11 protein-coding genes and 1 tRNA gene are annotated in these 11,819 nt (G+C 62.3%); 5 read left to right on the top strand and 7 right to left on the bottom strand.

Going from position 1 to position 11,819, the window contains the following annotated elements; translation table 11 throughout:
• Positions 1 to 55 precede the first annotated feature (55 nt).
• The 4 genes from VWZ85_RS09800 to VWZ85_RS09785 form a co-directional block, all read right to left on the bottom strand.
• Entirely contained in the window at positions 56 to 1,030 is a 975-nt protein-coding gene (locus tag VWZ85_RS09800; RefSeq protein ID WP_416542896.1) for a glycosyltransferase family 2 protein, read from the bottom strand.
• A gap of 30 nt (positions 1,031 to 1,060) precedes the next feature.
• Positions 1,061 to 1,146: transfer RNA gene (locus VWZ85_RS09795), tRNA-Leu, on the bottom strand.
• 143 nt (positions 1,147 to 1,289) lie between these two features.
• On the bottom strand, positions 1,290 to 1,922 hold the full coding sequence (locus VWZ85_RS09790) for a tetratricopeptide repeat protein (protein WP_416588078.1): 633 nt from the start codon (positions 1,920 to 1,922) through the stop codon (positions 1,290 to 1,292).
• Between the two features lie 69 nt (positions 1,923 to 1,991).
• A complete protein-coding gene (locus VWZ85_RS09785; RefSeq protein WP_416536269.1) occupies positions 1,992 to 2,465 on the bottom strand; it encodes an Lrp/AsnC family transcriptional regulator in 474 nt (157 codons plus the stop codon).
• A 136-nt stretch (positions 2,466 to 2,601) separates the two neighbouring features.
• Between VWZ85_RS09785 and putA the strand changes: the two genes are divergently transcribed.
• The 3 genes from putA (at position 2,602) to VWZ85_RS09770 (ending at position 7,386) form a co-directional block, all read left to right on the top strand.
• Positions 2,602 to 6,078 (top strand): bifunctional proline dehydrogenase/L-glutamate gamma-semialdehyde dehydrogenase PutA, encoded by a 3,477-nt coding sequence (gene putA, locus VWZ85_RS09780; protein ID WP_416588076.1) that lies wholly within the window; start codon positions 2,602 to 2,604, stop codon positions 6,076 to 6,078.
• A 77-nt stretch (positions 6,079 to 6,155) separates the two neighbouring features.
• Entirely contained in the window at positions 6,156 to 6,932 is a 777-nt protein-coding gene (locus tag VWZ85_RS09775; protein ID WP_340545242.1) for a rhomboid family intramembrane serine protease, read from the top strand.
• Between the two features lie 40 nt (positions 6,933 to 6,972).
• Positions 6,973 to 7,386 (top strand): GFA family protein, encoded by a 414-nt coding sequence (locus tag VWZ85_RS09770; protein ID WP_340545241.1) that lies wholly within the window; start codon positions 6,973 to 6,975, stop codon positions 7,384 to 7,386.
• Between the two features lie 90 nt (positions 7,387 to 7,476).
• Here VWZ85_RS09770 and VWZ85_RS09765 read toward each other — a convergent pair whose 3' ends face one another.
• Both VWZ85_RS09765 and VWZ85_RS09760 read right to left on the bottom strand, forming a co-directional pair.
• Positions 7,477 to 8,262, bottom strand: a complete 786-nt coding sequence (locus tag VWZ85_RS09765; RefSeq protein WP_340545240.1) for an inositol monophosphatase family protein — start codon at positions 8,260 to 8,262, stop codon at positions 7,477 to 7,479.
• 180 nt (positions 8,263 to 8,442) lie between these two features.
• Positions 8,443 to 9,348 carry a LysR family transcriptional regulator gene (locus tag VWZ85_RS09760; protein ID WP_260087555.1) on the bottom strand — a complete coding sequence of 302 codons (906 nt, stop codon included), beginning with the start codon at positions 9,346 to 9,348 and terminating at the stop codon, positions 8,443 to 8,445.
• A gap of 96 nt (positions 9,349 to 9,444) precedes the next feature.
• On the opposite strand from VWZ85_RS09760, the gene metF reads away from it, so the two are divergent.
• On the top strand, positions 9,445 to 10,314 hold the full coding sequence (gene metF, locus VWZ85_RS09755) for a methylenetetrahydrofolate reductase [NAD(P)H] (RefSeq protein ID WP_260087554.1): 870 nt from the start codon (positions 9,445 to 9,447) through the stop codon (positions 10,312 to 10,314).
• 99 nt (positions 10,315 to 10,413) lie between these two features.
• A complete protein-coding gene (locus VWZ85_RS09750; RefSeq protein WP_416536274.1) occupies positions 10,414 to 10,971 on the top strand; it encodes a hotdog fold thioesterase in 558 nt (185 codons plus the stop codon).
• A 583-nt stretch (positions 10,972 to 11,554) separates the two neighbouring features.
• Here the strand turns inward: VWZ85_RS09750 and VWZ85_RS09745 are convergent.
• On the bottom strand, positions 11,555 to 11,819 hold a 265-nt coding region (locus VWZ85_RS09745), incomplete at its 5' end, for a hypothetical protein (RefSeq protein ID WP_416588074.1).

The raw sequence follows: 11,819 nt of genomic DNA, 5'->3' as shown, positions 1-11,819 counted from the left end.
AATCCGTCCGACGAATGGGCCGCAAAACGATCAGATCTAGGGGAGACCTCAACGGTCAGCCGCCTGTTGGCAGCATCTGATTTTCCAGACAGAACTCATAGAGTTCGCGATAGGCGGCCTCTTTCATCAACGCCTCAAACCGGGCGCGATGCAGCGCGATGGCCTTGCTGCGCAGGTCAAACAACCGCCCGCCCGACGCCACATCCAATGCGGCCATACCCGCCCTGATTCTATCAGCCTTGGCCGCAAGCCGTGTGTCGGCCTGAACATTGTGATTGCGGCGCAGCCAGTATTTGCGATCAATCAGCCGGTTCGCCTGATGGGCACTGCCGCGGTGCGACTTCAGAACAAAACTCGCCGCGTCCTTGGTGATGTAGTGGTTGATCTGGGCCAGCGCACGCAGGCTGGGGTCTTTGGCCCTGAAATTGCGATGTTCGTAGGCGCTGCTCGGCAGGCCGGATCCATTGCAAATTCTGATCTGATCATCGGGAAGCTTCGCGCCATTTGGCCTGTGGATGCCGCACCGCTCATGAGCAGCAGGATCAAACATCGTCTTGAACGGTGTCAGATGCGTAGCAACCCGTTCGTCATCCTCGGCCAGCAAAAAGGTCTCCACCACCAGCTGCTCCGACAGGGTTGCACTGCCTGCGCTGCCAAACTTCTTCCAGTTCACCATGATCTGGTCGCAGTCCGGCACGGCATCAATGAGATCGCCGACGGTTCCCGCGCCGGTGTGAACGACGAGAAACTCGTCAAGATCAAGCGCAAGGACCCATCGCGCATCCCGGAACTCCGGCTGGCGCGCGGCACGTTTGTAGGCTTTGACCTGATGTCGCCCGCGTTCAGCCCGATTGTAGAAATAGGAAATTTCACCGAGATCGCGCAGAGTTTTCAGAATTTCATCTGTAAAATCGTCAGAGTCGTTCTGGTAGATGATGATGTTCTGAAACCCGATCATCTTGTGGTAGGCGACCCATTCCAGGATCGAGGGCCCCTCATTCTTGGCAGTCGCAACCAGCGTAAAAGACAACGGAGGCTCCTGATCTCAAACTGAGGAAACTGGTGCGGACGGCGGGACTCGAACCCGCACGGCCATACGGCCAGGAGATTTTAAGTCTCCGGTGTCTACCATTCCACCACGTCCGCACAGCGGGCTTGGCCCGTTGCAATCACAGACCTAGCGAGGACGCCGCAGCGGCACAATGGGATATCTCACGGATCATGGAATTTTTCCCGCATCGGTGTTTGGACGCCGCGTCATGCGAAACAGGGGTCTCAATGCCCACAGATCACAGGTCCACTTCGGGCCCCGTCGGGCCTGCCCCTTCCGGTGCCAATGGACCACCCGGTGCCACCAGATGCCGCTCCGGCAGCCAAGGATTGAGCGCCAGCGCCTGCTCCAGCGCCAGGCGCGCCTCCGTCAGGCGCGACAACCCGTAAAGCGACAGCGCCCGACCACTCAGCGCCGCAACATGACGCGGCGACAGAGCGATTGCGCGATCCAGATCCGTTAGCGCCGCGCCAAAATCCCGCCGCAGATAATGGACAAAAGCGCGCTGATTGTAGCCCTCGGCGTAATCCGGGCAGTAGGCGACCAACCTGTCAAATGCCTCCAGTGCACCGAGAAAGTCAAAGGCCGAGCGCCGGGTCATCCCCCGATCCAGCAGCGCCTGCGCCTGAGCATTGGGTGCATCAGCCCAATATTGCCAGAACTGGTTGGAAATGGCCTGCGCCGTCATCTCATCGCTTGCCGCCTGCACGCGGCGGATCAGCCCTTCGACCGCATTACGGTGATCCGGTGCGGCAGGACAGGCCCCGGCCGCCTCGGCTTCTCTCGCCTGGCCCGCCCCCTCGGCCAGAGCAAAGGGTGCAGCGGCCGCGAGGCCAAGAGCTAGAAACGGGGCAATCCAAGACTGTCGCATCCCCCTATTCTGCCGCAAAGCGATCGCCGGACAAGTCACGATTTCGCGTGGATGTCACGACTTGGGGGGTCACGGCAGCAGCGCGCTATCCTCGATTACTGCCTGCATGGCGACATAGGTGGAGGTCGACGCGACATGCGGCAGCGCCGAAATCTTCTCGCCCAGCACCGCACGATAAGCCGACATCGACCGCGTCCGCACCTTTAGCAGATAGTCGAAATGCGAGGCCATCAGATGGGCCTGTTCGATCTCGGGCACCCGCGCCAGTGCCGCATTGAATTTCGCCAGCGCCTCCTCTCGGGTATCGGTCAGCTTCACCTCGACAAAGGCGACGTGATCCAGGCCCAGCCGGATCGGATCGATCAGCGCCCGATAGCCTGTAATGAAGCCCTCGGTCTCCAACCGCCGCAGCCGCGCCTGTGTCGGCGTTTTGGACAGGCCGATCCGCCGCGCCAGATCCGCGATGGACATGCGGCCATCCTCTCCAAGCGCCTCCAGAATCGCCTGATCGAACCGATCCATGCCCGGAAAGTCTATTTGCATTGTCCTAAGGTCCTTTTTTGGGCGTTATGCCTATTGATTGCACAACATAGGGCGATTGTCCCAGCAATTTCGCGATATCATATGCGGATAGACCAACCACGGCACGACCTGTGGTTCCTTCGGAGAGTTCCCTAAAATGACAGCGACCCAATCCCGGCCCACGCCCCCCCTGTCCTCCGCGCAGACTGCGGACCACGCGGAGGCGCTGCGCTACCGCATCGACGCGGGCACCTATGTTGATCAGGCTCAGATGCGCGACCGGCTGTTTGCGTTGGCCGATCTTAGCGCTGCGGACCGTCGCACCATCTGCGCCAATGCCGCCGCCCTGGTGCGCGACATCCGGGGCCATTCCTCGCCCGGCCTGATGGAAGTATTTCTCGCCGAATACGGTCTTTCCACCGACGAGGGCGTTGCCCTGATGTGCCTGGCCGAGGCGCTCTTGCGGGTGCCCGACGCCGACACCATCGACGCGCTGATCGAGGATAAGATCGCGCCGTCGGAATGGGGCAAGCATCTGGGCAAATCCACCTCCTCACTGGTCAATGCGTCCACCTGGGCCCTCATGCTGACCGGCAAGGTGCTCGACGAAAAACGCAGCCCGGTCTCGGCGCTGCGCGGCGCCATCAAACGTCTGGGCGAACCGGTGATCCGCACCGCCGTCAGCCGCGCGATGAAGGAAATGGGCCGCCAGTTCGTGCTGGGCGAGACCATCGAAGGGGCCATGAAACGCGCCGCCGGGATGGAAGCCAAAGGCTACACCTATTCCTACGACATGCTGGGAGAGGCCGCCCGCACCGAAGCGGATGCCGCCCGCTATCACCTGGCCTATTCCCGCGCGATTTCGGCCATCGCGGCCGCCTGCGACAGCGAGGATATCCGCCAGAATCCCGGTATCTCGGTCAAACTCTCGGCGCTGCATCCGCGCTACGAACTGGCGCAGGAAACCCGCGTCATGGAGGAACTGGTGCCACGCCTGCAGGCGCTGGCGCTGCTGGCCAAGGCCGCCGGCATGGGGCTGAACGTCGACGCCGAGGAGGCCGACCGCCTGTCCCTGTCGCTTGAGGTGATTGAAGAGGTGATCTCCGATCCCGCGCTTGCTGGCTGGGATGGGTTTGGTGTGGTGGTCCAGGCCTATGGACCGCGCACCGGAGTGGCGCTGGATGCCCTCTATGATATGGCCAACCGCTATGACCGCCGCCTGATGGTCCGCCTTGTCAAAGGCGCCTATTGGGACACCGAGGTAAAGCGCGCCCAGGTCGAGGGCGTCGATGGGTTCCCCGTCTACACCCATAAATCGCTGACCGATGTGTCCTACATCGCCAACGCCCGCAAACTGTTGTCGATGACCGACCGGATCTACCCGCAGTTTGCCACCCATAACGCCCATACCGTCGCAGCCATTCTGCATATGGCCAAGGACACCGACAAAGGCGCCTATGAGTTTCAGCGCCTGCATGGCATGGGCGAGACCCTGCATCAGATGGTGCTGGAACAGAACCGCACCCACTGCCGGATCTATGCGCCGGTTGGCGCCCATCGCGACCTGCTGGCCTATCTGGTCCGCCGTCTGCTGGAGAATGGCGCCAACAGCTCCTTTGTGAACCAGATCGTTGATGAAAACGTGCCTCCCGAAGTGGTCGCCGCCGATCCCTTCGATCAGGTCGAGGATCTGACTGCGAACCTGCGCAGCGGACCGGAGCTGTTCCAGCCGGAGCGGCCGAACTCCACCGGGTTCGATCTGGGCCACGCCCCCACCCTTGCGGCGATCGACGCCGCCCGCGCGCCTTGGAAGAGCCACAGCTGGACCGCAGCGCCCCTGCTGGCCAAGGCGCCCGCGAGCCCCAGCACCACCGAAGACGCAGTACGCAACCCGGCTGATCTCACCACGGTAGGCCAGGTGCACAGCGCCGGTCAGGCCGAAATCGAGGCGGCCCTCGGCGCCGCAGCCCCATGGCAGGCCAGCGCCGACATCCGAGCCGAAGTGCTGAACCGGGCCGCCGACCTCTACGAGGCAAATTATGGCGAACTGTTTGCGCTGCTGACGCGCGAAGCGGGCAAGACGCTGCCCGACTGTGTGGCCGAGCTGCGCGAAGCGGTGGATTTCCTGCGCTACTACGCCGCCCGCATTCCAGCAGAGCCGCCGGTCGGCGTGTTCACCTGCATCTCGCCCTGGAACTTCCCGCTGGCGATTTTCTCCGGCCAGATTGCAGCCGCCCTGGCAACCGGCAATGCAGTGCTCGCGAAACCGGCCGAGCAGACCCCGCTGATCGCCCATCGCGCCATCGCGCTGCTGCATGAGGCAGGCGTCCCGAAAGAAGCGTTGCAGCTGCTGCCCGGCGGCGGCGCTGTTGGCGGCGCGCTGACCTCAGATCCGCGCGTCGGCGGCGTCGCTTTCACCGGCTCCACTGCAACCGCACTGAAAATCCGCGCTGCCATGGCCGGGCACCTGCGTCCCGGCGCGCCGCTGATTGCCGAGACCGGTGGTCTCAACGCGATGATCGTGGACAGCACCGCGCTGCCGGAACAGGCCGTTCAGGCCGTCATCGAAAGCGCCTTTCAGTCGGCAGGTCAGCGCTGCTCGGCCCTGCGTTGCCTCTACCTCCAGGAAGATATCGCCGATAACGTGTTGAAAATGCTCAAAGGCGCGATGGATGCCCTGCGGCTTGGCGATCCCTGGCACCTGGCAACCGACAGCGGACCGGTGATCGACGAGGCCGCCCGCGCCGGTATTCTCGCCCATATCGACACCGCCCGCGCCGAGGGCCGGGTGCTGAAGGAACTGACCGCACCGCAGGGCGGCACCTTCGTGGCACCAACCCTGATCGAAGTCTCCGGCATCAGCGCGCTGGAACAGGAGATCTTTGGCCCGGTCCTGCATGTCGCCCGCTTCAGATCGCAGGATCTCGACCGGATCATCAACGATATAAATGCCACCGGCTATGGGCTGACCTTTGGCCTGCACACGCGGATCGACGACCGGGTGCAATATGTCTGCGACCGTATTCACGCAGGCAACCTCTATGTGAACCGCAACCAGATCGGTGCCATCGTCGGCAGCCAGCCCTTTGGAGGCGAAGGCCTGTCCGGCACCGGTCCCAAGGCCGGCGGCCCCTTCTACATGACGCGTTTCTGTGCGCCTGACCGTCAGCAGAGCACCGACAGCTGGCCCGCCGATACCGCAGCGATGGTGTCCCTGCCCGCGCCAACAGGTCAGCCAATGCAGCAGACCACAACCAGCCTGCCCGGCCCGACCGGCGAATCGAACCGCCTGTCGCAGCAGGCCCGCCCACCGCTGCTCTGCTTGGGACCGGGACCACAGGCCGTGGCGGCCCAGGCCCGCGCCGTTCACGCGCTCGGCGGCACCGCGATCGAAGCGACCGGCCCCTGCGATATGCCCCTGCTTCTGACCGCAGAGGGCATCTCCGGGGTGATCTGGTGGGGTGATGAGGCAACCGCGCGCGAGATTGAGACTGGGCTGGCGCGACGCAACGGGCCAATCCTGCCGCTGATCCCCGGCCTGCCGGATGTGGCACGGGTACAGGCCGAACGGCATGTCTGCGTCGACACCACCGCCGCAGGCGGCAACGCAGCCCTGCTTGGCGGCATGTCCTGACCGCGAGCGTCAGGCCAATGCGCACAATATCCGGCTAAACTCTTGACGCTGGGCCATATCCGGCCCAGCGTTCCCCCATGTTTCCAATCCGTGACCACAACCCCTCCGGGCGCACGCCCTATGTGACCTATGCGCTCATGGTTGCGAATATCGCGATCTTTGCGCTGACCTACTTTGGCTATGACAGCCCGCGCCGCCTGACCGCGCTCTACAACGCCTATGCGTTGCTGCCGGCGGAGATCATGGCAGGCTATGACTGGAAAACCCTGCTCACCTCGACCTTTCTGCATGGCAGCTGGATGCACCTAGGCGGCAACATGCTGTTTTTATGGATCTTTGGCGACAATATGGAGGACGAGATGGGGCATTTCACCTTTCTCGCCTTCTACCTTGTTTCCGGTATCGGCGCCGGGCTGGTCCATGTCGCAAGTGCCCCGGACTCGCTGGTGCCGCTGGTCGGGGCCTCCGGCGCCATTGCCGGTGTCATGGGCGGCTACCTACTGCTGTTCCCACGGGCGCGCGTCGATATCCTGTTGATCCTGATCATCTATTTCCGCGTCTTCTCGATCCCTGCCTTCGTCATGCTGGGCGTCTGGCTGGGCATGCAGTTCCTCGGCGGGATTGGCTCTGACCCTCAGGCAGGCGGCGTCGCCTATTGGGCGCATGCCGGCGGTTTCGGCGTCGGGCTGGTATTGACACTACCGCTCTGGCTCAGGCGCGGCGGGCCGGTGTACTGGGGCAAGACCCACGGCCATCCACCTCATCCCGAGGTCAGCTATACCGACAGCCGCATCCCACGCGTGCAGCGCAGGCCATCCGCCCCCAACCGGCGCAACACCCCCTGGGGCAAGTAGCCGTCCAGATATCGCAATCTCAAACAAAGGGCCGCAGCAGATGTCCGCATCCACCTCCGCCACGCCGCAGGACGGCGCCCAGCCCTGGCAGGCAAGCTGTCATTGCGGCGCCGTTGTAATCAGAGCCGAGCTGCCTGACGGGCTCGCCTCAGCCAGCCGTTGCAATTGCTCCTTCTGCATCCGTCGCGGGGCCGCGGCAGTGACCGCGCGTACCGCCAGCCTGACCATTCTCAAAGGCGCCGAAAATCTCAGCCTCTACACCTGGGGCAGCCATACGGCGAAACACTATTTCTGCAAGACATGCGGCATCTACGTCTATCACCAGCGCCGTTCCGATCCGGCAGAATGCGGGATCAATCTGGGCTGTATTGACGGTGGCAACCCGCGCACCCACGCCGAAACCTATGGTGACATTCCTTGGCACGACGGGGTGAATCACCCCTCTGACCGCTAGGCAGACGCCGCAGATCAGCCGCAAAACAAAAACGCGACCCGAGGGGCCGCGTTTCAATACGTCAAATCCAGCGAAAAAACCGGGGCGGCATCAGCCCCGGATCACCTTGGCAAAGCTGTCGTAAATCGACTCATTGGCGCAGAGCACATCGCCGGAGGTAAGGATATCATCCTCGGGGTTCACCGCTTCGATAAGGCCGCCTGCCTCCTGCACGATGATCACACCCGCAGCCAGATCCCAGGCATTCAGGCGGCGCTCCCAGTAGCCCTCGTAGCGGCCCGCCGCCACATAGGCCAGATCCAGCGCAGCCGCGCCCCAGCGACGCACACCGGCGCAGGCAGGCATCAGACGCGCCAGATCCTGCAGGGTCGCAGGCAGGTCGGAACGACCGGCAAACGGCAGCCCCGTCGCAAAGATCGACTCGATCATGCGATGACGGCCCGAGACCCGGATCCGGGTGTCATTCATCCAGGCGCCAGCACCTTTTTCGGCAAAGAACATCTCGTCCTTGGCGGCATCATACACAACACCGGCGACAACCTTGCCCTTATGCTCCAGCGCGATGGAAATCGCCCAATGCGGCAGACCGTGCAGGAAGTTGGTGGTGCCATCCAGCGGGTCGACGATCCAGCGGCGGGTCGGATCTGCGCCTTCTTCTTCGCCACCCTCTTCGGCCAGCCAGCCGTAAGTGGGGCGGGCTCCCATCAGCTCTTCTTTCAGGATCTTTTCGGCAGCGATATCGGCCTTGGAGACAAAATCGCCTGCCCCCTTTCTCGACACCTGAAGGTTTTCAACTTCGCGAAAATCCTTGACCAGCGACCGCCCCGCCTTGCGGGCAGCTTTGATCATGATGTTGAGGTTTGCGCTGCCAATCATGCGAAAGACTCCTGAGCGAAAAGGGGGAGATGTCGGTCAAACCGTGCCTATACGCGCCTGATTGCCGCTTGCCAAGGCCCAATAGGGGCCTGAACGCACCAGTACGACACATGAGAGCTATGCCTCTGGCGCATGGGTATGCCCTGCTCTGCCCCCTGCGCCACCGCCAGTGTTCGCGCACTACTGCTGTTGCAGCCTGCGCGCCTCCACCTTGGCCAGTCGGATCAGCTCCTGCATATAGGGTTTTTCACGATCTTCACTGCGGATCGCCGCATAAAGCCTGCGGGTGATCCCTTTGGAAGTCAGCGGCCGGGTCACATAGTCGGAGGAATATTTGACCTCCCGCACCACCCAGTCCGGCAGCACCGAAACACCCCGGTTCGACGCCACCAAGAGCAGGATCACCGCCGTCAGCTCCACCTGCCGGATGCCGGCAGGTTCCACGCCCGCAGGCGTCAGCAGCTGGCTGAAGATATCCAGCCGTGCCTTGTCCACCGGATAGGTGATCAGGGTCTCGCCGCGAAAATCCTCGGCCTCGACATAGGGTTTCTCAGCCAGCGGATGCAGCGCCGAGGCAACAAAAACCGGTTTATAGTCAAACAACTCGATAAATTCGATTCCCGGCAGCACCTCGGGATCGGAGGACACCACCAGATCGACCTCCTCCTTTTGCAATGCAGGCAGCGCGTCAAAGGCAAGGCCGGGGCGAATATCGACATCGACATCGGCCCAGTTCTTGCGCAGCCCCTCCAGCACGGGGAACAGCCATTCAAAACAGGCGTGGCATTCGATGGCGATATACATCCGCCCGGTGTTTCCGTCACGCAGGGCCGAGAATTCCGCCTGCATCGCCTCCACCTGTGGCAGCACCTGATCCGCCAGCCGCAGCAGTCGCAGCCCCGCCGCCGACAGTTTCATCGGCTTGGAGCGGCGCAGGAACAGTTCGACCCCCGCCTGATCCTCCAGCCCTTTGATCTGATGGCTCAGCGCGCTCTGAGTGATATTCAGCTGATCGGCCGCCCGCGCCAACCCGCCTTCCTGATGTATGGCCTTGATGGTGCGCAGGTGACGAAATTCGATGTGCATCTATCGTGTCGCTCATGTTGTTCTTGAGTATTATGAAATTGTTTCACAATAGACGCTATGCAACAAGAGATGAAATCATGCGGAGCGCTTTTGAAAATGACGACCCCTGACATCTCTTTTGAATTCTTCCCGCCGCAGTCGCTGGAGGCCTCTTTCCGGCTCTGGGATACGGTTCAGACACTGGCGCCGCTGGCGCCCCGCTTTGTCTCCGTCACCTATGGGGCCGGCGGCACCACCCGCGACCTGACCCGCGATGCGGTGGCAACGCTGCATAAATCCTCCGGTCTCAATGTGGCGGCGCATCTGACCTGCGTGAACGCCAGCAAATCCGAGACCATGGAGATTGCCGACCAGTTTGCCGAGGCCGGCGTGCGCGAAATCGTTGCCCTGCGTGGCGATCCGCCAAAAGGCTCCGCCGGGTTTGAACCCCACCCCGAGGGTTTTGCCAATTCGGTCGAGCTGATCTCGGCGCTGGCAGAACGCGATCAGTTCTCGATCCGCGTCGGCGCCTATCCCGACCGCCACCCGGAGGCCACTAGCGCGCGTGCGGATGTCGACTGGCTGAAGCGCAAACTGGACGCTGGCGCCGATGAGGCGCTGACCCAGTTCTTCTTTGAAGCCGATACATTCCTGCGCTTTCGCGATGACTGCGCCAAGGCCGGGATCGACACCAGCCGCATCACGCCCGGTATCCTGCCCATCGAAAACTGGAAGGGCGCGCGCAATTTTGCCAAACGCTGTGGCACCAATATTCCGGCCTGGATCGACGATGCGTTTGACAAGGCGATCCGCGATGGGCGCGAGGACCTTCTCGCCACTGCGCTGTGCACCGAGCTCTGCTCCGATCTGATGGACAACGGCGTTGACAAGCTGCATTTCTACACGCTGAACCGGCCCGAGCTGACCCGCGATGTCTGCTTTGCGCTCGGCATCACACCAACGGTCTCGCTGGAGAACGTGGCGTAGCGCTTGTCCTGCCACCGCTGTCCTCCTAGCCTTTGATCTGGTCGCCCCTGCCGCTGTCGGCGGGGGCATCGTCTTTGCCGACCGGATCAGGATTTCTGCATGACCTCACCCATAAGTTCGCCCGAAACGTCGGCCAAGACGTCCTCCACCACCGCCGCAGCCGCTTCCCCTCTGCGCCGCGCGACCGGCCCGGACGACCTGCTGCGCCCCGAGGACATCACCGGCATGTCCGGGCTGGACTTCATGCAGGGCATTCTCGCAGGTCGCCTGCCCGGCCCGCCCATTGGCGAGACACTCGGCTACCACCTGCACAGCGTCGAGGCAGGCAAAGTGGTGTTTCGAGGCACCCCGGAATTTGCTGTGACCAATCCAATGGGCACGGTCCACGGCGGCTGGTACGGCACCCTGCTCGACAGCGCCATGGCCTGCGCAGTGATGACCCGCGTGCCGAAGGGAGCAGCCTATACCACGCTGGAATTCAAGGTAAATATCCTGCGTTCCATCCCACTCGGCACTGAAATCGAATGTATCGGGATGACCGACCATGTCGGGCGCTCGACCGGTGTCGCCCATGGTGAGTTGCGCGGGCTTGCGGATGGCCGCCTCTATGCCACCGGCTCCACCACCTGCATCGTGATGCAGATCACCGCCGGCTAAGCGCCGAAGCGCTTCCCCTCCGGTTCAGGCGCTGCTTGGAGTTCGGAAACTCCCCCAAAGATCGCTCCCAGAGGGAGCGCGCCGGGCTCTTATGGCCAACGCTAAAAAATTAAGCCAGAGCAGCTTTTCCCGCGTCTGGTGCGATGGGAACGACAGCGTTCGTTGATGGGCGACGCAGCGAAAGCGGGCATTGAGACCAGACCAGCGGATGCTGGGCCTAGGCTCTGTGACAGAGCTTCGCAGCAAAGCGCCCCTTGCAACTCGGCTGCTTGACGCAACCAGCCGAGGGTTTCTGCTGCGGTGCGGCCCGCAGTTCCTGCCGTTCGCTGCGCCTGCGAGGCTATAGAGCCGGTGAGCTGACACAATGCGGACAAACCCGCCTTTTGTCCGTGCGGCCAGTGCTCATGCAGACAACCGTTGCGCTTGCGACGTGGCGTTTGCGACGGTGCAGCGGATTATCTCAAAGCAGCCGCTCACACATTGCTCAGGTTGTCAGCTGATTGGTGTCCGGATCACGAACGAGTAGGGCCAGATTTTAAGGAAGGCGTTCGGAGCTGAGCGACCCGAACTCTGTTTCTGATGATCAGGCTTGATCAGACTTTTTAAGTTGTAAGAAACTCATCGCCGCAAGAAATACAAAGAAGGCGGAGTCCGACCAGCCAAACCCGGTAAAGACACCGATCATAGCGGCATATAGCGTTACGATAAACCCAAGCGCATTGGTTGCCATCATCCCGGTCAGCAGCCTCCGGAGGGTTGTCCCATCGGTCACATCCCGAAGCAGGAATCCGAGAATAGCAATCCCTCCAAAGAAAATGCTGTTGTGCTGAGACAGGAACCAAGCATAG

This window comes from Phaeobacter sp. JH20_29 (genome assembly GCF_048056175.1).
In the GTDB taxonomy this organism is placed as follows: domain Bacteria; phylum Pseudomonadota; class Alphaproteobacteria; order Rhodobacterales; family Rhodobacteraceae; genus Phaeobacter; species Phaeobacter bryozoorum.
This window is presented reverse-complemented; position numbering and strand designations above follow the sequence as displayed.